Origin of the sequence: Arthrobacter gandavensis, assembly GCF_015355785.1 — a bacterium.
Lineage (GTDB): Bacteria > Actinomycetota > Actinomycetes > Actinomycetales > Micrococcaceae > Arthrobacter_B > Arthrobacter_B gandavensis_A.
The window spans coordinates 370,458-392,412 of sequence record NZ_JADKYW010000003.1 but is presented as its reverse complement, the minus strand read 5'-3'; the positions used below and the strand labels follow the sequence as shown (position 1 = coordinate 392,412).

The window sequence follows — 21,955 nt, the reverse complement described above, 5'->3', positions numbered from 1 at the left end:
CGTTCTGTTCCGGGTACCCTACCTTTCTAGGAGTACCCAAACACTCAGACACAAACAGATTGGTTGGGGTTGTGAAACTCGAACTCAAAGGCATCACCAAGCGCTTCGGCACTCTGGTTGCCAACGACCACATAGACCTGGTGATCGAGCCGGGGCAGGTTCACAGCCTGCTCGGTGAGAACGGGGCCGGCAAATCAACGCTCATGAACGTCCTCTACGGCCTCTACGAACCCACGGAGGGCGAAATCCTAGTCAACGGCAAACCCGTTGTCTTCTCGGGTCCCGGTGATGCCATGGCGGCCGGAATCGGCATGGTGCACCAGCACTTCATGCTGGTTCCCGTCTTCACCGTCGCGGAGAACGTGGCACTTGGCAACGAGACAACCCGCGCCGGCGGCTCGCTGAACCTTGAAACCACCCGCTCACGCATCCGCCAGATTTCCGAACAGTACGGGTTCGACGTTGATCCCGACGCCGTGGTGGAAGACCTGCCGGTTGGCGTGCAGCAGCGCGTTGAAATCATCAAGGCCCTGATTCGGGACGCTGAAGTCCTGATCCTCGATGAGCCCACGGCTGTGCTGACTCCGCGGGAGACTGACGAACTGCTGGCGATCATGCGCCAGCTCTGTGACGACGGTAAGTCCGTAGTCTTCATTTCCCACAAGCTGCGCGAGGTCAAGGCCGTCTCCGACGTGATTACCGTGATCCGCCGCGGCAAGGTGGTGGGCGACGCCCCGCCGAGCGCTTCGACCACGGAACTGGCCTCCATGATGGTGGGCCGCTCAGTGAGCCTGAACCTGCAGAAGGAACCGGCGCAGCCCGGAGCGGCCACTTTCCAGGTCCGTGACCTGGTAGTGCTTTCGGACACCGGCCAGGCTGTGGTGGACCACATCAGCTTCGAGATCGCCAAGGGCGAGATCCTCGCGGTTGCCGGAGTCCAGGGCAATGGCCAGACGGAACTGACTGAGGCCATCATGGGCCTACAGGAGCATGTCACGGGTTCCATCGCGCTCGACGGCGAAGAGCTGGTGGGCAAGCGCGTGGCCCAGATCATCGACGCCGGAGTGGGCTTCGTGCCCGAGGACCGGAACGTGGACGGTCTGGTGGGAACGTTCAGCGTTGCCGAGAACCTGGTCCTGAACCGCTACCACAAGACTCCGTTCGCCAAGGGGTTGTCCATGCGCCCTGCCGTGGTCGCCGCCAACGCCGCGGAGAAGATCGACGAATTCGACATCCGTACGCAGTCGGCGGAGGCCGCCGCCGGCACCCTGTCCGGCGGCAACCAGCAGAAGGTGGTCATGGCCCGGGAACTGTCCCGGCCCCTGTCCCTGTTCATTGCCTCGCAGCCCACCCGCGGCGTCGACGTCGGATCCATCGAGTTCCTGCACAAGCGGATCGTTGCTGAGCGTGACGGCGGAACCCCGGTGATGATCGTTTCCACGGAACTGGACGAGGTCCTTGAACTGGCAGACCGGATCGCCGTGCTGTACAGCGGCAAGGTCATGGGAATTGTCCCGGGGAACACCTCGCGCGACGTGCTGGGCCTGATGATGGCCGGCATGAGCGCTGAAGACGCACTTTCGCACCAGAGCGAGAACGAGGGAGGGGCGCAGTGAGCCCGGAGGAAGCAAGCAGGCAGCAGGGCGATCCAGAGGCCCGGAAAGAGGAGGCTGCCGCTGACGAAACACGGCTGCTGAACGCTGCCGAAACCGCAGGCGGGGCACTGCCGCCGCCTGCCGTACCCGTCGCCGGGACCGAGCTCCATCCCGAAACGGGCAGCGAGTCGGTGCTCCGCCGCATCGTCACGGGCAACGCGCTGGTCTCGGTGCTGTCCGTGCTGATGGCACTGGTTGTCGGCGGGCTGCTTATCGCCCTCACCGACGAAGAGGTCGCGGAATCGGCGGGTTACTTCTTCAGCCGTCCGGGCGACATGCTGGGCGCTGCCTGGTCCGCGGCATCGGGTGCCTACATCGCGCTTTTCCAGGGCTCGGTCTTCAACTTCGAGGCCGACACCTTCTCGCGCATGATCTACCCGCTGACCCAGACACTGACAGTGGCAACCCCGCTGATCTGCGCCGGGCTCGGCGTCGCCCTCGCTTTCCGCGCCGGACTGTTCAACATCGGTGCGCAGGGCCAGATCCTGATCGGTGCCACGCTCGCAGCGTGGGTCGGCTTCAGCTGGCACCTGCCCGTTGGCCTGCACCTGCTGATCGTGATTCTTGCCGGTGCGCTCGGCGGCGCCCTCTGGGGCGGCATTGCCGGGCTGCTGAAGGCCCGGACCGGAGCCCACGAGGTGATCGTGACGATCATGCTCAACTACATCGCGATCCAGCTGGTGCTCTTCCTGCTCACCACTCCCGGGTTCCAGCGTCCCGGCTCGACCAACCCGATCAGCCCCCAGCTGGACTCCACCGCCATGTTCCCGCCGCTGTTCGGCTCCGGCTTCCGCCTGCACTGGGGCTTCATCATGGCGATTGCCGCCACGGTGTTCATCTGGTGGCTGCTGAACCGCTCCACCGTTGGCTTCGAACTGCGCGCAGTCGGCGCCAACCCCGCAGCCGCCCGGAACGCCGGCATCAACACCACCAAGGGCTACGTCATCGTGATGCTCATTGCCGGTGCACTGGCCGGCCTGGCCGGGGTGGCACAGGTATCGGGCACCGAGAAGGTGCTCACCTCCGGTGTTGCAGCTAGCTTCGGCTTTGACGCCATCACCGTGGCGCTGCTGGGCCGGTCCTCACCCTGGGGAACCTTCGCAGCCGGCCTGCTCTTTGGCGCGTTCCGTGCCGGCGGCGTCACCATGCAGACCAGTACCGGAACCAACATCGACATTGTGCTGGTGGTGCAGTCGCTCATTGTCCTGTTCATCGCCGCACCTCCGCTGGTCCGGTCCCTGTTCCGGATCCCGCCGCCCGGGGCTTTCAAGACCTCCGGGAAGCGCATGTCCAAAAAAGCCGATGCAGCGCAAGGAGCAGCATGAGCACCGCAACAACTCTCGCCTCCAAGGGCCAGCCGGCAGACGTGAAACCGATCCGCAGCTGGAAAACCCCGGTCATCCTGGGCGTCCTGGCGATCCTCGGATTCATCATGTTCGGGCTGGGCTCGCCGTCCAGCGACGTGACGTTCCGCCTGACGGACGCCAACGCAGCCATCCAGCTGCCCGAAATCGTCGTGTCAGCACCCGTCCTGGGCTGGATCGCTACGGTGGTCCTCCTGGCGTCGGCCGCATACGCCTTTATCCTGGTCAACCGGTACCAGCACGTCCCCGGCTGGCTGATCACGGTGTTCGCCGTGTTCTTCATTGCCGCGTTCCTCACCTGGGCCGTGGGCAGTGCCCGCAGCCCCAGCGTTGCACTGTACGGCCTGCTGGCCGGGTCCTTCACGCTGGCGTTCCCGCTGATCTTCGGCTCGCTGTCCGGCGTGCTGTGTGAGCGCTCCGGCGTCGTGAACATTGCCATTGAAGGCCAGCTGCTTTTCGGTGCCTTTGCCGCCGCCGTGGCAGGCTCGCTGTCCGGCAACGCCTTCGTGGGCCTGTTCGCCGCGGCCGTTGCCGGTGTCCTGGTTTCCCTGGTGCTCGCGGTGTTCAGCATCAAGTACATCGTGAACCAGGTGATCGTCGGCGTCGTGCTGAACGTGCTTGTCTCCGGCCTGACAGGCTTCCTCTTCTCCACCGTGCTCAGTGCGGACTCGGCCAAGTGGAACTCGCCTCCGCGCCTGGACAAGATCGCAATCCCGGTGCTTTCGGATATTCCGATCCTGGGCCCGATCCTGTTCGATCAGTCCGTCATAGGCTACCTGATGTACATTGCCGTCGCGGCCATCTACTTCGGCCTCTTCCACACCAAATGGGGGCTGCGGACCCGTGCCGTGGGCGAGCACCCCAAGGCGGCGGACACCGTGGGCATCAACGTGAACCGCATGCGGTTCTGGAACGTCCTGCTCGCAGGTGCGGTTGCCGGCGTCGGCGGTGCCTTCTTCACCCTCGTTTCAGTGTCCTCCTTCAACCGGGACATGACCTCCGGCCAGGGCTACATTGCCCTTGCCGCGCTGATCCTCGGCCGCTGGAATCCGATTGGCGCACTGTTCGCCGCGCTGCTGTTCGGTTTCGCCTCCAACCTGCAGTCCGTACTCAGCCTGCTCGGCACCCCGGTGCCGAACCAGTTCCTGGCTATGCTGCCCTACGTGGTGACCATCTTCGCCGTCGCCGGTGTGGTCGGTAAGTCCAGGGCGCCGGCAGCCAGCGGCATTCCCTACATCAAGAGCTGATCCCCGCCCCTCCAAACGGACAAAAGGACACATAGATGAACGCAGCCACCCCTGCGCCTGAAATCGACTGGGACATCCTGCAGGCAGCCGCCCGCTCGGCCATGGCCCACGCCTACGTTCCCTACTCCCGCTACCCCGTGGGAGCAGCGGCGCTGACCGATGACGGCCGGATTGTTTCCGGCTGCAACATCGAGAACGCCAGCTACGGCCTGACCTTGTGCGCCGAATGCTCCATGATCAGCCAGCTGAACATGACCGGCGGCGGACGTCTGGTTGCCTTCACCTGCGTAGACGGCGGAGGCGAAATCCTCATGCCGTGCGGGCGCTGCCGCCAGCTGCTCTATGAATTCAGGGCACCGGGCATGCAGCTGCTGACCGTCAGCGGCATCCGTACCATGGACGAAGTGCTGCCCGATGCTTTCGGGCCGCAGCACCTGGAAGGGCAGGCAGGCAAATGAGCGAGCGCTTTGACACCGTTGACATCATCCGCGTCAAGCGGGACCGGGGCACACTCAGCCCGGAACAGATCGACTGGACCATCGACGCCTACACCCGGGGCGTCATCGCAGACGAGCAGATGGCCGCCCTCAACATGGCCATCCTCCTCAACGGGATGAACCGGGAGGAAATCTCCCGCTGGACGGCGGCGATGATCGCCTCGGGCGAGCGGATGGACTTCTCCTCGCTGGGCAAGCCGACGTCGGACAAGCACTCGACCGGCGGCGTGGGGGACAAGATCACCCTGCCGCTGGCCCCGCTCGTCGCAGTCTTCGGCGTGGCCGTGCCGCAGCTCTCCGGCCGCGGCCTGGGCCACACCGGCGGGACACTGGACAAGCTCGAAGCCATTCCCGGCTGGCGAGCGGCGCTCAGCAACGACGAGATGATGTCCCAGCTGGCCGACGTCGGCGCAGTGATCTGTGCTGCCGGGGCGGGCTTGGCCCCGGCGGACAAGAAGCTCTACGCCCTGCGAGACGTGACCGCAACGGTGGAAGCCATCCCGCTGATTGCCTCTTCGATCATGAGCAAGAAGATCGCCGAAGGAACCGGCTCGCTGGTCCTGGATGTCAAGGTGGGCTCCGGCGCGTTCATGAAGAATGCCGACGACGCCCGTGAACTGGCCCGGACCATGGTCACACTGGGTAAAGACGCCGGTGTAAACACTGTGGCGTTGCTCACCAACATGTCCACTCCGCTGGGTCTGACCGCGGGCAACGCCATCGAAGTCCAGGAGTCCGTGGAGGTGCTCGCAGGAGGCGGCCCTTCCGACGTCGTGGAGCTGACCGTGGCACTGGCGAAGGAGATGCTCGCAGCGGCGGGCCAGCCCGACGCCGATCCGGCGGCAGCGCTGCAGGACGGACGTGCCATGGATGTTTGGCGCCGGATGATCTCCGCCCAGGGCGGGGACCCGGACGCTGAACTGCCTGTGGCGAGGGAATCGGAGACCATCAAGGCCGCCGCAGACGGCGTGCTCACTGAGCTTGATGCCCTCTCCGTCGGCGTTGCTGCCTGGCGGCTCGGGGCCGGACGCGCGCGGAAGGAAGACGCCGTGCAGGCCGGGGCGGGCGTACGCCTGCACGCCAAGCCCGGAGACACGGTTCAGGCCGGCCAGCCGCTCATGACGCTGCTGACGGACACCCCGGAGAAGTTCGAGCGGGCAAAGGAAGCCCTCGAGGGGGCAGCCGTTATCGCTTCCCAGGCTTCGGGCATCCAGCCGCTGATCATCGACCGGATCAGCTAGCAGGGGAGGCAGGGGACTCAGGGCTCAGGCAGGGTTGCTCAGGGTGTTTTAGGGGACATGCCCGGTGACGGGCACTGATTCAAAAGTGGCATCGTTGTAGATGACAGACACCGACCCGAGGAGTGCCGCCCATTGGACGTTCTAAACGCCGTAATGGACACCATCAATGACTTTGTCCTGACCTACTCCGGAGCCCCCTGGGTTTACCTGGTGCTCTTCGCCTGTTGCCTGCTTGACGGGTTCTTCCCGCCCATCCCGAGCGAGTCACTGGTTGTTGGACTTTCCGCCCTCGTCTTTCTCGAAGGCGGCCCCAACGCCTGGCTGATCTTTGTCTCCGCCGCAGCGGGTGCTTTTGTTGGGGACAACATCGCCTACGCTTTGGGCCGCACACTGCGCACCGACAGGTACAGGTGGATGCGCGGACCGCGGATGCAGCGCGGTTTCGTCTGGGCCGGCCGCGAGCTGGAGAAGCGTGCCGTATCCCTGATCCTGATTGCGCGGTTCATTCCGGTTGGCCGGGTGGTGGTCAACCTGACCGCCGGCGCCACCCGCTATCCGCGGCGCATGTTCGTGGCGCTGACGGGGATGTCGGCAGTCCTCTGGGCCGCGTACTCCGTTGCGATCGGGGCCCTCGCCGGAGCCTGGTTCAAGGAAAACCACCTGCTCGCCGTCGTCGTCGCGATCGCCGTTGCCCTGGTGCTTGGCCTGATCATCGACCGGATCATAGCCAAACTGCGCGGGCCAACCCCCATCCGCACCAGCCAGCCGCTGGAAGAGGGCGTCAAGTCCGAGCCTTGAGCGCTCCGGGTGCCCCTCACGTAGAGTTGGCGTGTGACTGAGCCCATTACTAATCCCGCTGCCCTTTCCAGCTTCGACATCCGTGTCCTGCCCAAGGTTTCGCTGCACGACCACCTCGACGGCGGGCTGCGCCCGGCCACCATCGTGGAGCTTGCCGAAGCCGTTGGACACACGCTGCCGTCCACAGACCCCGTTGCCCTCGGGGAGTGGTTCCGCGAATCCGCCAACTCCGGTTCCCTGGTCCGCTACCTGGAGACCTTCGACCACACCATTGCCGTCATGCAGACCCGCGAAGGCCTGGCCCGCGTTGCCCGAGAGTTCGTCGAGGACCTCGTTGAAGACGGCGTCGTGTATGCCGAAGTCCGCTGGGCGCCGGAGCAGCACCTGGCCGCCGGCCTCAGCCTGGACGAAGCCGTCGAAGCCGTGCAGGAAGGCCTCGAAGCAGGCGTGCAGGCCGCGGAGGCCGCCGGCAGCCTGATCCAGGTTGGCCAGCTGATCACCGCCATGCGCCACGGCGACCGCGGCATGGAAATCGCCGAACTCGCCGTCCGGCACCGGGACCGCGGAGCCGTAGGCTTCGACATTGCAGGGGCCGAGGACGGCTTCCCGCCCTCCCGGTTCAAGGATGCCTTCACCTACCTGGCCGAGCAGATGTTCCCGGTCACAGTGCACGCAGGCGAGGCCGCCGGTGTTGAAAGCATCACCGATGCCCTGGTCCACGGCCGCGCGCTGCGGCTGGGCCACGGCGTGCGGATCGCCGAGGACATCGAAGTCGACTTTGAAGACGAGGAAGCGCCCGACGCCGGCGAGGACAGCTCGGTGGGCATGGTCACCCTGGGGGATGTGGCGGCGTGGGTCCGCGACCGGGGGATCCCGCTGGAGATCTGCCCGTCCTCAAACCTGCAGACCGGCGCCGTCGAGTCCTTCGGACCGGACATCGAGTCCCACCCGATCGACCTGCTGTTCCAGACCGGTTTTGTTGTTACCGTCAACACGGACAACCGGCTCATGAGCGGCGTCAGCCTGACCGACGAATTCGAGCTGCTGACCACCACCTTCGGCTACGGCCTGGACGATCTGCTGGAGCTGACCCTGAACGCAGCCAACGCCGCGTTCCTTCCGCTGGAAGAACGGGCGGTGCTCGCCGAGTACATCACCGAAGGCTTCAGCGGCGCACGTGACTGATTCCCCGAACGGCGGCAGCAACCTGGGCCGGGAGTTTTCCCGCCTGGCCCGGGTTGTTGCCCAGCTGCGCGAACGCTGTCCCTGGACCGGGGCCCTGACCCACGAATCCCTCCTCGAGTACCTGCTTGAGGAGAGCTACGAGGTCATCGAAGCAGTGGAATCCGGGCATACCCGGGCCGAGGACGCGCAGGAACTCAGCGGGGAACTGGGGGACCTCCTCTTCCAGGTGCTGCTGCACGCCCGCCTACAGGAGGAGACGGGCAGCTTCTCGATTTCGGACGTCGTCACAGGGCTGACGGAGAAAATGATCCGCCGCAATCCACACGTGTTCCGCGCCGACGGATCGCTGCAGGACTCCACCACCTCGGACACGGCGGACATCGAGCGTGCCTGGGACGCGGTGAAGAAGACCGAAAAGCACCGCAGCACCCCCTTCGAAGGCATTCCCGCTGCCCTTCCGGCGTTGGCGCTGGCCGCCAAGACCCAGGAACGCGCCCGCCGCGCCGGGCTCAGGGTGCCCGAAAGCGTCTCCGGGCTGCCGGACTTCGAGAGCGACGAGGAGCTGGGCGACATCCTGTTCGAAACCGTCCGACGCGCCGCCGAAAGAGGCCTGGATCCCGAAGCCGCCCTGCGCCGGGCCGTGCGCCGTTACGCGGCTCAGGGCCCCGGCACCGCCGATTGAGCCCCCTAACCCTTACTCCCAAGCCGGATTCAACTAGGCTTGGACCAGACAGCGTGGTCCCCGTCATAGGCCTGGCTGTATTACCAACCCAAGTTCCAATGAACAGGAGCATTCCCATGGCCATCATTGATGCCATTCACGCACGCGAGATCCTCGATTCCCGCGGAAATCCGACCGTCGAGGTCGAGGTGCTGCTCGACGACGACACCTTCGGCCGTGCAGCAGTGCCCTCCGGTGCTTCCACCGGTGCCTTTGAAGCGAACGAGCGCCGTGACGGGGAGAAGGACCGCTACCAGGGCAAGGGCGTGCTCCAGGCCGTGGAAGCCGTGATCGACCAGATCCAGCCGGCCCTGCTGGGCTTTGACGCTGCAGACCAGCGCGCCATCGACCAGGCAATGATGGACCTGGACGGAACCGAGAACAAGTCGGGCCTGGGAGCCAATGCCATCCTCGGCGTCTCCCTCGCCGTGGCCCGGGCAGCCGCCGAGTCTGCCGCCCTGCCGCTCTACCGCTACCTGGGCGGCCCGAACGCGCACATCCTGCCCGTCCCGCTGATGAACATCCTGAACGGCGGATCCCACGCGGATTCCGACGTCGACATCCAGGAATTCATGATCGTTCCGCTGGGTGCCGACACCTACTCCGAGGGCCTGCGCTGGGGTGTCGAGGTCTACCACAACCTCAAGTCCGTGCTGAAGGAACAGGGCCTGTCCACCGGCCTCGGCGACGAAGGCGGCTTCGCGCCGAACCTCCCGTCCAACCGTGCGGCCCTGGACCTGATCCTGGAGGCCATCAAGCGCGCCGGCTACGAGCCCGGCCGTGACATTGCCCTGGCCCTGGACGTTGCCTCCTCCGAGTTCTACAAGGACGGCGCGTACGTCTTCGAAGGCCAGAACCGTACGGCCGCCGAAATGTCCGCGTACTACGAGGAACTGGTCCGGGACTACCCGCTCGTCTCCATCGAAGACCCGCTGGATGAGAACGACTGGGAGGGCTGGAAGGCCCTCACCGCCAGCATCGGCGACAAGGTGCAGCTGGTCGGCGACGACCTGTTCGTCACCAACCCGGCCCGCCTGGAGACCGGCATTAAGGAAAACGCCGCCAACTCCCTGCTGGTCAAGGTCAACCAGATCGGCACCCTGTCCGAGACACTGGACGCCATCACCATGGCCCAGCGCGCCGGCTACACCACCATCACCTCGCACCGTTCCGGCGAGACCGAAGACACCACGATTGCGGACATCTGCGTTGCCACCAACGCAGGCCAGATCAAGACCGGCGCCCCGGCCCGCTCCGAGCGCGTAGCGAAGTACAACCAGCTGCTGCGCATCGAAGAAGAGCTCGACGACGCCGCGCGCTACGCAGGACGCAGCGCGTTCCCGCGTTTCACGGCCTAGCAACACCGCCTCCGGTGGGTACCCTCGATAGTGGGGGTGCCCGCCGGTGCTGTTTTCGGTCCTGCACGGTCCTTCCCTGCACGGTCCTTTCCCGGACTTAATCCTTCCCGGGGCTGGGGGCACCGCCCGGCAGGCAGGAATCCGGAAGAGCCCGCACAAGACAGGAGCAGCATGTCCACCCGACGCCCGAAGGTACCCAGGCCCGCCGGCCAGGCCGGCGCAGCTCCGCGGCGCTCCGCCTCGGCCGGGGAGAAAGCCGGGGAAGAACGCGCCGCCGGTTCCCAGGACCCGTCCGGGGCCAGGACAAGCCGGACGACGCCGCCCCCGGGGACTGTTTCATCTCCCGTGCGCCCGCTGAAAACCGGTACCGCCGGCAGCCGGGCTGAATCCGCCGGGACGTCCGGCCGCAAACCGGGGAAGCTTGCGAGGCCGGCAAAAGCCCAACCCGCAGATCCGTCAGAGGCCCGCGCCGCCGCCCGCCAGGAACTGGCCGCGGAAATCCGCCGGGACGTTCCGGCTCCCGACACCACGCCCGCTCTCACCCGGGACGAACCTACCCTGAAACCGGTGCCCGCGAAGTCGTTTTCCGGGCGGCTGCTTGCCCTGGGCATCGTGATGGTTGTCATCACCGTGCTGCTGGCGCCGTCGGTCCGCACCTTCCTGCAGCAGCGTTCGGAGATTGCGGCGCTGGAGGCTGAAATCGCCCGCGAACAGGAGGCCGGACAGGAACTCCAGGAAGCGCTGTCCCGCTGGGAAGACCCGGCCTTCATTAAGGCTCAGGCCCGGGAACGCATCTTCCTGGTGATGCCGGGGGAGACCCGCTACCTCGTCAAGGGCGAAAACAGCGTGGAGGACGTCGAAGAGGCCGCAGCGCAGGCTCCGCAGGACCTCCGGTGGGTTGATGCACTCTGGGATTCAGTGGTCCGCTCCGCCACCGCGCCCTGACCCGTCCGCCGGGCACAGTAGGCTGGTGGATTGAAACATCATCATTTTGGGTCCGGTGCGGACCCCGAGGAAGGACCTTCCGGTATGACCCCTGAGCAGCTCACCCCGACCCGGGAAGACCTGGAGACCCTGAGCCGTCAGCTTGGCCGTCCGGTCCGCGACGTCGTCGAAATCGGGGCCCGCTGCGTCTGCGGGAACCCGCTGGTGGCTACCACCGCCCCGCGCCTGGGCAACGGGATTCCCTTCCCCACCACGTACTATCTCACCCACCCGGTCATCACCGCTGCAGTTTCCCGTCTCGAGGCCGCCGGCCTCATGGCGGAAATGACCGCGCGGCTTGAACAGGACCCGGAACTTGCCGAACGGTACCGGCAGGCACACGAGGCTTACCTGGAGGTCCGCGACGAGATTGGTGAGCGTACAGGTACGGGGCCCGTTCCAGAGATCGACGGCGTTTCGGCAGGCGGCATGCCCACCCGCGTGAAGTGCCTGCATGTCCTCGTAGGCCACTCGCTGGCCGCCGGCCAGGGCGTCAACCCGCTGGGGGACGAGGCGCTGGACGCCATCTCCGAGTGGTGGACCGGGGACCGGTGCTATTGTGTCGGCGCATGGGACACTAGTAGTCCTGCACCCTCGCGCGACCTAAGCCGCCACACCAAGACCCAGGGCCTCTCCGCTCAGGAACTGGACCGGAAACGGGCGGCCCGGCGTGCGGCCCTGCAGGTTGAGCGGCAGGCGGCGGGGGAGCAGGAGGACAGCATGGAACACCTCGAAGAAACAGGCGGCCCGGACGGGGTTGTCCGGGTAGCGGCAGTGGATTGCGGCACCAACTCGATCCGCCTCCTCATCGCCGACGCACGGACGGAAAACGGGGCCACCCGGCTCACCGACGTAGTGCGCCTGATGCGCATCGTCCGTCTCGGGGAAGGCGTTGACGCCACCGGACGCCTCTCTGACGCCGCACTTGAACGCACCTTTGCGGCCACTGACGAATACGCCGGGCTGATCCGTGAACACGGTGCGCAGAAAGTCCGCTTCGCTGCCACTTCCGCGACCCGTGACGCCGAGAACCGCGAGGAATTTACCGACGGTATCCGAGCCCGGCTGGGTGTTGAACCCGAGGTCATCTCCGGTGACGAAGAAGCGGCCCTTTCCTTCGCCGGAGCCGCAAGCGTACTGGCCGGCGAATCAGGGGCCCGGACCCTCGTCGTCGACCTGGGCGGCGGCTCCACCGAATTTGTCCTGGGCGTTGACGGCGAAGTGCTCGCCGCCAAGAGCACGGACATGGGCTGTGTCCGGTTCACCGAACGCCACCTCGTCTCCGACCCGCCCACGGAGGCGGAGATCGCCCTTGCCCGCGGCGACGTCCTGGACATGATCGCGCAGGTCCTCCAAAGCGTCCCGCTGGCTACCGCTGACCGGCTGATTGGCGTGGCCGGAACCATTACCACAGTGACCGCACATGCACTGAAGCTGCCGAAGTACTCCTCCGAGGCGATTCACGGCACTGAACTCAGCAGCCAGGCGGTAGACCAGGCGGCTTCCTCCCTGCTGCACCTCAGCCGCGCGGAACGCGAAGACCTGCCGTACATGCACCCCGGGCGCGTGGACGTCATCGGTGCCGGCGCGCTGATTTGGCAGACCATCGTGGACCGGATGGAAGAACTGACTGACGGGCGCGTGGACTCTGCGATCACCTCGGAACACGACATCCTTGACGGCATAGCCCTGAGCGCACTGCGGTGAGCGGGAAAGCAGGACGGCGCCGGAACCGGGGCGCCGCAATGAAGCGTGCTGCCGGTGCAGGGACGTTCTCCCTCGCCGCCGTGATCCTCTTCCAGCTGGCCGTGCCGCAGGCCGCACACGCGGACGAATGGCGGGACAAGCAGTATTGGCTCGCAGATTATGGAATCACCGAAGCCTGGAAGACGTCGCAGGGCGAAGGCGTCAAGGTCGCGGTCATCGACACCGGCATTGACACAAGCCATCCCGACCTCGCCGGAGCGGTTACCGGGGGAGCGGATGTCTCCGGCTCCGGAGATCCTGCCGGCGCCCGGGGCCTGGGCGTCAACCCCGAGCACGGCACCCTGGTTGCCACCCTCCTGGCCGGCCGCGGGCACGCCGCCGAGGCCGACAAAGGTGACGACAAGGAAAAAGACCAGGACAAGGACAAAGAAGCCGAGGAGTATTCAGGTCCCGGAAACGGTCCGGACGGCATCATGGGAGTGGCTCCCAAAGCGGAAGTCCTCTCCGTGTCCGCCTGGATCGGCGGTTCCAACCCCGGCGGCATTCCGATTGACGACCAGCTGCCCAACGCTGTCCGCTGGGCCGTGGACAACGGCGCCAAGGTCATCAACATGTCCCTGGGGTCGTCGTCGACCTCATGGCCGGAGAGCTGGGACGAGGCCTTCCTCTACGCCGAGCAGAACGACGTCGTTATTGTGGCGGCCGCCGGAAACCGCGGCGTCGGCATGACCCAGGTGGGTGCACCCGCAACCATTCCGGGTGTCCTGACTGTTGCCGGACTTGACCGGCAGGGACGGGCCAGCTGGGATTCATCTTCGGAAGGCATCAGCATCGGTGTGGCAGCGCCCGCCGAACACCTCGTGGGCGGACTGCCCGGCGGACCCTCCCGGTATGCCGAGTGGTCCGGGACCTCGGCTGCTGCTCCACTGGTGTCCGGCGTCGCGGCCCTGATCCGTTCTGCCTATCCGGAGCTCACGGCCGCACAGGTAATCAACCGGATCATTACTACCGCCAAGGACAGCGGGGCCCCGGGCCGGGATACGCTGTACGGCTACGGCATAGTAGACGCAGCCGCGGCGCTCAATACTGACGTGCCGGCCGTAGCGGGCAACCCGCTGGGGACCATCGAAGAGTGGATCCGGATCCACCGCCGCGGCGAAGCACCGAGCGCGGAAGCGCCTGCGCCAGCGCCGGGCCAAAGTCTTCCGGATATTCCGGAGCCGCAGGTTCCCGAAGCAGCAGACCCCCAGGCAGGGAACGACCCGCTCCCAGCCGGACTGGTCCTCGGCTTCAGCGGCCTGATCCTCGTGGTGGGTGCCGGCGGCGCCCTGGCTGTCCTCCGGGTGAAGCGATCTTCCCGGGCCGGCGCGCCGGACGCAGCATCCGCCCCGGAAGACGAGGCCCCGAAAGATGACCTTGGACGCCCGGCAGCGAAGGCCCCGCAGCCCTAGCGGCCTGCCCGCAGGCTGCCTTTGCACCCCCTGCGGGTGGGCCGCAGCCGGCTGCGGCGAAGGGTCGTGAAATCTATCCGTGCGACTTAGTGAAGACTTTCACAAGTCGGGTAGGATGTTGCCCATGGCATCGCAAACACAATTCTCTGATCGTCCCCGCGTTCTGGTGGTTGGCGGTGGCTACGTCGGTCTGTACGTAGCCAAGAACCTCCAAAAGAAGGTCAAGGCCAACGGCGGGATCGTTACGGTAGTGGATCCGCTGCCGTACATGACCTACCAGCCCTTCCTTCCCGAGGTTGCCGCAGGCACCATCAACGCGCGTAACGCGGTTGTTTCCCACCGCATGCACCTCAAGGACACCGAGCTGATCTCCGGCAAGGTCGTGGCCATCAACCACGCCACGCACACCGCAACGGTTGAGCCGGCAGACGGCGGCGCACCATTCGAACTCAGCTACCGCGACGTCGTCATGGCCGCTGGTTCCGTGACGCGCACCTTCCCGATTCCGGGCCTCGCTGAGGCCGGCATCGGCATGAAGACCATCGAAGAAGCAGTTGAAATGCGGAACCAGGTGCTCGAGCGCATCGAGACCGCGTCCCTGATGACGGACCAGGCGGCCCGCGCCCGCGCACTGACCTTCGTCGTCGTCGGCGGCGGCTTCGCCGGCATCGAGACCCTCACCGAAATCGAAGACATGGCACGCGGAGCCGTGCGCGAGAACAACCGCCTCAAGCGGGAAGACCTGCGCTTCGTCATGATCGAGGCCATGGGCCGCGTGATGCCCGAGGTCAAGCCGGACCAGGCTGAATGGGTTGTCTCCTCCATGCGTGAGCGCGGCATCGAAGTGCTGCTCAACACCTCGCTCGCCAGCGCCGAAGGCGGCCTGCTGAAGCTCATCAACATGGCGGACAAGTCCCCGGCCGGTGAGTTCGAAGCAGACACCCTCATCTGGACTGCCGGTGTGCAGGCCAACCCGGTGGTCCGCGCCACCGACTTCCCGATCGACGACCGCGGCCGAGTGCGTGCCAACGCCGAACTGCGGATCACCGGCGACGACGGCCCCCTCGAAGGCGCCTGGGCGGCCGGCGACGTTTCCGCTGTTCCGGACCTCACCGGCGGCGGCGTAGGCGGCTTCTGCGTTCCGAACGCGCAGCACGCAGTCCGCCAGGCCAAGCGTCTGGCCAAGAACCTGCTTGCCGACCGCTACGGCGAGGGCCAGGTTGTCGAATACCGCCACAAGAACCTCGGCGCAGTCGCGGGCATGGGACAGTACAAGGGCGTTGCCAACATTATGGGCTTCGGCATGAAGGGCCTCCCGGCCTGGCTGGCACACCGCGGTTACCACGGCATGGCGATGCCGATGTTCGAGCGCAAGTTCCGCGTTGTCTCCGGCTGGGTGCTGAACTTCGTCTGGGGCCGCGACTTCACCCAGCTGCTGCACCTAAAGACCCCGCGCAAGGCGTTTGTGGAGGCGGCAACGCCGGCCAAGAAGCCTGCTGCCAAGTAACATCAGCTAACCTGCCATACAGCGGCGGCCGTCCGGAGAGATCCAGGCGGCCGCCGCTGGCGGTTGAGGAGAGCGGCAGCAGCTTGTAACCGGGCGGTTTCTGCGCTCGAGCGGCGCTAAAGTAGGCTGGTTTATGCGCTTGGGCCCGGCACGCTGCCGGCCTTCACGCGTGCGGGCGCCCCAGTAGCCCAATGGCAGAGGCAGAGGACTTAAAATCCTTGTGTTGTGGGTTCGAGTCCCACCTGGGGTACAAAGTGAACTATCTTAAACCACGCGTTTGAGCATCGTGCAACATGCCGGTCTCGAGTGTGATGAGTGTTACAAGGCTGTAACCGGAAGCTCTTATCTTCGTCACATAATTCCATTAGCTTTTTCTCTTATCAGGAACACCTGATGACAGCATCAAAGGCACCCGCCTTTCGATCGGGGAGAAAAACTACATGACTGCACTTCGCAAGACCGGGCCGCTTGGCCTCGGGGATGGGTACGGCCGCGCAGCAAGGATGGCAGCACTGGGCTTGGGCGTAGCCCTGTTCGCTTCAGCCTGCGGCAGCGGCGGCGACTCCGGAACCGACTCCTCACCGTCCGAGGATTCTTCGTCAGCAGCAAACAGTTCGGTCCTTTCCTGCCCGGAGAGCCAGGGAGGCACCGGCGAGGATCCCGGAGAGAAGGGCGACCCCTCAGCGGTCCCCGCCTCCACGGGCACCACGGATGCCCCGCTCAAACTCGGGACCCTGCTGCCGACCACAGGCGCCCTCGCCTTCCTCGGCCCGCCGGAAATTGCCGGCGTCGATCTCGCCGTTGAAGAAATCAATGCAGCCGGCGGCGTCCTGGGCCAGCCGGTTGAGGTAGTCCACCGCGACTCCGGCGACACCACCACGGACATCGCCACCCAGTCCGTCACCGACCTGCTGGGCCAGGATGTCAGCGCCATCATCGGTGCCGCTTCCTCCGGTGTTTCCAAGACTGTCATCAACCAGATCACCGGCGCCGGCGTCATCCAGTTCTCGCCCGCCAATACGTCGCCGGACTTCACCGACTGGGACGACAACGGCCTTTACTGGCGCACTGCTCCCTCCGACGTTCTCCAGGGCCGTACCCTGGGCAACTACATCATGGAGTGCGGCGCCCAGACCGTGGGCATGATTGTCCTTAACGATGCTTACGGCACCGGGCTGCAGTCCAACATCAAGGGCTCGGTTGAGGCCGCAGGCGGCCAGGTAGTCGCAGAATCGATGTTCAATGAAGGCGACTCGCAGTTCAGCAGCCAGGTGGACACCGTCACCGCCGCTAACCCGGATGCAATCGTGGTCATCAGCTTCGACCAGGCCAAGAGCATTGCACCGCTGCTCACCGGCAAGGGCGTTGACCCGTCACAGCTCTTCTTCGTGGACGGCAATACCTCCGACTACAGCGCGGACCTCGAAGCAGGAACGCTTGAAGGCGCCCAGGGCACCATCCCGGGTCCGTTCGCGTCAGACAACTTCAAGGAAGCGCTGCTGGGGGTGGATCCGGCCCTGAAAGACTGGGCGTATGCCGGTGAAAGCTATGACGCCGTGACCCTGCTGGCCCTGGCTTCAGAAGCAGCCGGCAGCACTGACGGCCAGGCAATTGCCGCCGAACTGCCGGGTGTTTCGTCCGATGGTGAGAAGTGCTTCGACTTCGCGGGCTGCGTGACCATCCTGCGCGGCGGCGGAGACATCGACTACGACGGCTACTCCGGACCCATCAGCTTCGATGAGAACGGTGACCCGACCGAGGCGTACATCGGTATCTACCAGTTCGACGCGGACAACAAGCCGGTTCCGAGCCGCTCCGAGGTGGGCAAGCTCTAGGCGGTCCGATACACCACACTCACCACCGCACCACTCGAAGGGCCCCTGCTCCGGCGGGGGCCCTTCGCCGTGCGCCTCCGGCGGCTTAAAAGCAAAGTGCCCGTCCGGAACCGAAACTCCGGACGGGCACTTCTGCGTAGGACTTACGCCGTATCGGCAAGGGTCCCCAGGTACAGCTGGATGACCTTGGGATCCTTCATCAGCTCCCGCCCGGTGCCGGTGTACGCGTCCTTGCCCTGGTCCAGCACGTAGGCGCGGTCGCAGATCTGCAGGCAGCGGCGCGCGTTCTGCTCCACCATGATCACGGAGACACCCGCACGGTTGATCTCATGGACCCGCAGGAAAGTTTCATCCTGTTTCACGGGGGAGAGGCCGGCCGAAGGCTCATCCAGCAGCAGCACGGCCGGTTCCATCATGAGGGCCCGCCCCATGGCAACCATCTGCCGTTCACCGCCGGACAGGGAGCCTGCCCGCTGGCTGCGCCGCTTCTTCAGCTCCGGGAACAGGTCCGCCACGAACTCGAAGCGTTCCTTGAAGTTCTTCGGCTGCTGGTAGAGGCCCATCTGCAGGTTCTCTTCAATGGTCAGCGAAGCGAACACGTTGTTGGTCTGCGGCACGAAGCCCACGCCGCGGGTAACCAGCTTGTTCGCCTTCAACCCGGTGAGGTCCTGGCCGCGCACCATGACCGTTCCGGAATGGACCTTCACCAGGCCGAACATCGCCTTGAGCAGTGTGGACTTGCCGGCGCCGTTTGGTCCGATTATCCCGATCAGCTCCCCGCGGCGGGCCTCGATCGAACACCCGTTGAGGATGTTGACTCCCGGAAGGTAGCCGGCCACCAGGTCGGTCACCTTGACGACAGAGTCGCCCTCGAAATTCGCAGCGCTCATGCTCTGTCCTCACGTTCCTGGATGGTCACGGGGGCAAGCCCCTCACCACCCTGTATGTCTGAGCCGGGATCCTTCTCAAGGACCGCTTCCAGCTTTTCGAAACCTTCAGAGTCGCCAAGGTCCACGTCATGGTGCGCACCGAGGTAGGCATCGATCACGGCCTGGTCCTTCATGACCTCTGACGGCGGCCCCTCGGCCACTACCTTGCCCTCGGCCATCACGATCACCCAGTCGGCGATGTGCCGGACCATATGCATGTCATGTTCCACGAAGAGAACGCTCATGCCTTCGGCCTTCAGGTTCTTGATGTGGTCCAGCAGCGACTGCGTCAGCGCAGGGTTCACACCCGCCATGGGCTCATCCAGCATCACCAGCTTGGGATTGACCATCAGCGCCCGTGCCATTTCAAGCAGCTTGCGCTGGCCGCCGGAAAGTGAAGCGGCGTAGTCGCTGCGCTTGGTGTCGAGTTTGAATTTCGCCAGCAGGGCGTCAGCCTGCTCGGTGATTTCGTTTTCCCGCTTCTTCCAAAGCGGCCGGAACAGTGCCCGCCGCAGGGCTTCTCCAGGCTGCTCGCTGGCGCCAAGGCGCATGTTCTCCAGCACGGTCAGCTTGCCCATGACCTTCGTCAGCTGGAAGGTACGGACCATGCCCAGGCGCGCCACCTTGTAAGCGGACACACCGGCCAGGTCCCGGTCCTCGAACTTCCACTCCCCGGACTGCGGGGTGTCGAAGCCCGTGAGCAGGTTGAACAGCGTGGTCTTGCCGGCGCCGTTCGGGCCAATCAGGGCGGTGATCTTGTTCCGCGGCACCTCGACGTGTTCGACGTCGACGGCATGGATTCCGCCGTAGGTGCGGGTCACGTTGGAGGCCACCAGGATGGGATCCCGCTTGCGGCATCCGGGACCGACGTCGCCGGCGGCGATCGGGCGGTCATCTTCCATGTATTGGTTGCCTGACCAGCCTGCCTGCTGGTCCGGCTCCGCCGGTGGTGCATCCAACGGTGCTGCATCCAACGGGGCTGCCTTCGCCGGCGCCGCCCCGGCCGGCACGGTTTCTGCCCCGGGTTCGGCGGCGTGGGCACCGGACCGGCGCGGCTGCTGCGGGCTCTCTGCTTGGTGGCTCATGCGAATGACAGCTCCTTCTTGTTGCCCAGAACGCCCTGCGGCCTGAAGATCATCAGCAGCATGAGCGCTACACCTACAAGGATGTAACGCAGCTGCCCGGCCTGGGTAGTGTTCAGGAAAGTGATCGCCCCGGACTCTATTGCCCCATAGAGCAGCCCCTGGGTCAGGGAGAGCACGGCCCAGAAGATCATCGCGCCGATCACCGGACCAAGCACCGTGGACATTCCGCCGAGCAGCAGCGCCGTGTACAGGAAGAACGTCAGCTCCGTGCCGTAGTTTGCCGGCTGCACGGCTCCGCGGGGGAGCGTGAAGATGATGCCTGCGAGCGACCCGAGCATGCCGCCGATGATCAGTGCCTGCATCTTGTAGGCGTAAACGTTCTTGCCCAGCGAGCGGACGGCGTTCTCATCCTCACGGATGCCCTTGACCACACGGCCCCAGGGGCTGCGTACCAGCAGCCAGATCACCAGGCATGCCAGCGCGACGACGGTCCAGGCAACCACGCGGATCCAGAGGTCACGTTCGTTCAGGCTGAACGGACCCAGGTTGTACTGCCCGGGTGCGAAGGGGTTGAGTGAGTAGAAACCGCCCTCGAATGCGGCCAGGCCGTTTGCAGACCCGGTCACTTCCGTGAGGCCGTTGGTGGTCACCACATAGCGGACGATTTCCGCGGCGGCGATGGTCACGATTGCCAGGTAGTCCGCCCGCAGGCGCAGCGTTGGCAGGCCGAGGAGCACCGCGAACGCGATGGATGCGAGCATCGCGATCAGCAGCGCAACGGGCAGGGGAGCATTGAAACTCAGGGTGGGGATGGCGAAGCCGTAGGCTCCGATCGCCATGAAGCCGGCCTGGCCGAAGTTCAGCAGGCCGGTGTAGCCGAAGTGCACGGCAAGGCCGAGGGCTGCCAGCGCATAGGCCGCGGTGGTGGGTGTGAAGAATTCGTTGACTGCACCCAGCAGGATGTTTCCAAAGTCCATGTCGAGGCCCCTAACCTATGCGCTCTCGGCGGCCGAGGATACCCTGCGGCCGAACCAGGAGGACGAGAATCATGATGAGCAGCGCGCCGACGTACTTCAGGTCCGCCTCGAGCCAGAGGGTGGAGATCTCCACGAAGAGACCCACGATGATCGAGCCGATCAGGGCGCCGAAGACGGTGCCCAAACCGCCGAGGGTCACGGAAGCGAAGATCAGCAGGAGGATCTGCTGGCCCATGTTGAAGGAGACGCCGGGGCGGTAATACGCCCAGAGGATGCCGCCGAGTGCGGCCAGCGCGCCGCCTGCCATCCAGACAATGCGGATGACGCGGTCGACGTCGATGCCGGAGGCGGCAGCCAGCGGCGGGTTGTCGGCGACGGCGCGGGTGGCCTTGCCGATCCGTGTGCGCAGCAGAAGGGCGGCCACGATGAGGATCACGACCAGCGAGACAATGAGCGAGACAAGGTTGTTCCGCGAGATGGAGATCGGTCCCAGTTCGAGCATGGGGCTCTGCGATGCCGGAAGCTGCTGGGTTGCCCCGCCAAAGAAGAAGAGGATGGTGTAGCGCAGGGCCAGCGCCAGGCCGATGCTCACGATCATCATGGGGACGAGGCCGGTTCCGCGCCTGCGCAGCGGTTTCCACAATCCGGCGTCCTGGACATAGCCCAGCCCGGCACCGCCGGCCACGGCCAGTGCCAGGGCCAGCCAGAGCGGCAGGCCAAGTGCTGAGAAGCCGAAGGCGAGGACCGCGCCGAAGGTGACCATCTCGCCGTGGGCGAAGTTCGTCAGGCCGGTGGTGCCGAAAATCAGGGAGAGGCCGACGGCGCTCAGCGCCAGCAGCAGGCCGAAGCTGAGTCCGGCGACGGCCCGTTCCATGAGCTTGGTTCCGAAGGTGTCGCCCTGCAGGACAATGCCTTCGCCCAGGAGGAAGAGCGTGGTGATGTTCGACGTGCCGGCGAAAGTCACGGTGCGGGGGTTCTGCTGGCCCTCGGCAAGTGCCACACCCCCGGGAAGGGTGGATTCATCCAGTTCCACTTCGTACGCACCCTGTTCGGGCACTCCTATGGACCAGGATCCGTTCTCTGCGGTTTCGGTTTCCGCCTCGTAACCGTTGCCGCTTGCTCTAATGGTGACTCCGGCAACCGGTGCGCCGGCGTTGCGCAGGACACCGCTGATGCGGTCCTGGAACTCGGCGCCGTTCGATGTTTCGTCCCCTCCGGAGCCTTCGGAGTCCTGCGCTGTTGCCTCGGTACTGCTCTGCGGCCCCGGGGATTCCGATGCCGGGGGTGGAGCTGTCGTTGCATGCACGGCTGGGGCGGCAAGCAGCAGGCCGGCGAATACGCCGACCACCGCCGCTAGCATCCCCATATACCGGGCGAGTGCCGATATTCTTCCCAAAGTGAATTACCTCCGCCG

Annotated in this window: 18 protein-coding genes and 1 tRNA gene; 15 read left to right on the top strand and 4 right to left on the bottom strand. The window is 65.5% G+C overall.

All coding sequences use genetic code 11. The features are described from left to right. The first annotated feature begins 71 nt into the window (after positions 1–71). From ITX31_RS03110 to ITX31_RS03040, 15 genes are all read left to right on the top strand, one after another. Positions 72–1,616, top strand: a complete 1,545-nt coding sequence (locus ITX31_RS03110; protein WP_194782007.1) for an ABC transporter ATP-binding protein — start codon at positions 72–74, stop codon at positions 1,614–1,616. Continuing rightward, positions 1,613–2,980: an ABC transporter permease gene (locus ITX31_RS03105; protein WP_194782006.1), complete on the top strand. Its 1,368-nt coding sequence runs from the start codon at positions 1,613–1,615 to the stop codon at positions 2,978–2,980. The genes ITX31_RS03110 and ITX31_RS03105 overlap by 4 nt, the downstream gene beginning before the upstream one ends. After that, on the top strand, positions 2,977–4,266 hold the full coding sequence (locus ITX31_RS03100; protein WP_194782005.1) for an ABC transporter permease: 1,290 nt from the start codon (positions 2,977–2,979) through the stop codon (positions 4,264–4,266). The genes ITX31_RS03105 and ITX31_RS03100 overlap by 4 nt, the downstream gene beginning before the upstream one ends. A gap of 35 nt (positions 4,267–4,301) precedes the next feature. After that, positions 4,302–4,724 carry a cytidine deaminase gene (locus ITX31_RS03095; protein WP_194782004.1) on the top strand — a complete coding sequence of 141 codons (423 nt, stop codon included), beginning with the start codon at positions 4,302–4,304 and terminating at the stop codon, positions 4,722–4,724. Next, positions 4,721–6,004, top strand: a complete 1,284-nt coding sequence (locus tag ITX31_RS03090) for a thymidine phosphorylase (RefSeq protein WP_194782003.1) — start codon at positions 4,721–4,723, stop codon at positions 6,002–6,004. Before ITX31_RS03095 ends, ITX31_RS03090 begins: the two co-directional genes overlap by 4 nt. Positions 6,005–6,157: 153 nt before the next feature. Next, a complete protein-coding gene (locus tag ITX31_RS03085; RefSeq protein WP_194782370.1) occupies positions 6,158–6,802 on the top strand; it encodes a DedA family protein in 645 nt (214 codons plus the stop codon). A 33-nt stretch (positions 6,803–6,835) separates the two neighbouring features. Beyond that, the gene (locus tag ITX31_RS03080) at positions 6,836–7,987 is read left to right on the top strand and encodes an adenosine deaminase (RefSeq protein ID WP_323745566.1); all 1,152 of its coding nucleotides are present in this window, start codon (positions 6,836–6,838) and stop codon (positions 7,985–7,987) included. Then, positions 7,980–8,669 (top strand): MazG nucleotide pyrophosphohydrolase domain-containing protein, encoded by a 690-nt coding sequence (locus ITX31_RS03075; RefSeq protein ID WP_323745565.1) that lies wholly within the window; start codon positions 7,980–7,982, stop codon positions 8,667–8,669. The genes ITX31_RS03080 and ITX31_RS03075 overlap by 8 nt, the downstream gene beginning before the upstream one ends. A 116-nt stretch (positions 8,670–8,785) precedes the next feature. Continuing rightward, a complete protein-coding gene (eno, locus tag ITX31_RS03070; RefSeq protein WP_194782002.1) occupies positions 8,786–10,066 on the top strand; it encodes a phosphopyruvate hydratase in 1,281 nt (426 codons plus the stop codon). 171 nt (positions 10,067–10,237) lie between these two features. Continuing rightward, positions 10,238–11,011 carry an FtsB family cell division protein gene (locus ITX31_RS15740; protein ID WP_228528924.1) on the top strand — a complete coding sequence of 258 codons (774 nt, stop codon included), beginning with the start codon at positions 10,238–10,240 and terminating at the stop codon, positions 11,009–11,011. Between the two features lie 84 nt (positions 11,012–11,095). Further along, a complete protein-coding gene (locus ITX31_RS16040) occupies positions 11,096–12,757 on the top strand; it encodes a DUF501 domain-containing protein (RefSeq protein ID WP_194782001.1) in 1,662 nt (553 codons plus the stop codon). Between the two features lie 38 nt (positions 12,758–12,795). Beyond that, positions 12,796–14,208 (top strand): S8 family serine peptidase, encoded by a 1,413-nt coding sequence (locus tag ITX31_RS03055; protein WP_194782000.1) that lies wholly within the window; start codon positions 12,796–12,798, stop codon positions 14,206–14,208. Positions 14,209–14,332: 124 nt separating this feature from the next. After that, positions 14,333–15,715 (top strand): NAD(P)/FAD-dependent oxidoreductase, encoded by a 1,383-nt coding sequence (locus tag ITX31_RS03050; RefSeq protein WP_194781999.1) that lies wholly within the window; start codon positions 14,333–14,335, stop codon positions 15,713–15,715. Between the two features lie 177 nt (positions 15,716–15,892). Beyond that, a tRNA-Leu gene (locus ITX31_RS03045) sits at positions 15,893–15,965 on the top strand. 190 nt (positions 15,966–16,155) lie between these two features. Then, on the top strand, positions 16,156–17,550 hold the full coding sequence (locus ITX31_RS03040; protein ID WP_194781998.1) for an ABC transporter substrate-binding protein: 1,395 nt from the start codon (positions 16,156–16,158) through the stop codon (positions 17,548–17,550). Between the two features lie 143 nt (positions 17,551–17,693). On the opposite strand, the gene ITX31_RS03035 is transcribed toward ITX31_RS03040, so the two are convergent. The 4 genes from ITX31_RS03035 to ITX31_RS03020 form a co-directional block, all read right to left on the bottom strand. Then, on the bottom strand, positions 17,694–18,440 hold the full coding sequence (locus ITX31_RS03035) for an ABC transporter ATP-binding protein (RefSeq protein WP_194781997.1): 747 nt from the start codon (positions 18,438–18,440) through the stop codon (positions 17,694–17,696). Continuing rightward, a complete protein-coding gene (locus tag ITX31_RS03030) occupies positions 18,437–19,381 on the bottom strand; it encodes an ABC transporter ATP-binding protein (RefSeq protein ID WP_194782366.1) in 945 nt (314 codons plus the stop codon). Before ITX31_RS03030 ends, ITX31_RS03035 begins: the two co-directional genes overlap by 4 nt. A 179-nt stretch (positions 19,382–19,560) precedes the next feature. Then, positions 19,561–20,541, bottom strand: a complete 981-nt coding sequence (locus ITX31_RS03025; RefSeq protein WP_194781996.1) for a branched-chain amino acid ABC transporter permease — start codon at positions 20,539–20,541, stop codon at positions 19,561–19,563. Positions 20,542–20,551: 10 nt separating this feature from the next. Continuing rightward, positions 20,552–21,901, bottom strand: coding sequence for a branched-chain amino acid ABC transporter permease (locus ITX31_RS03020; protein WP_416354782.1), 1,350 nt, complete (start codon positions 21,899–21,901; stop codon positions 20,552–20,554). Between the last annotated feature and the right edge of the window lie 54 nt (positions 21,902–21,955).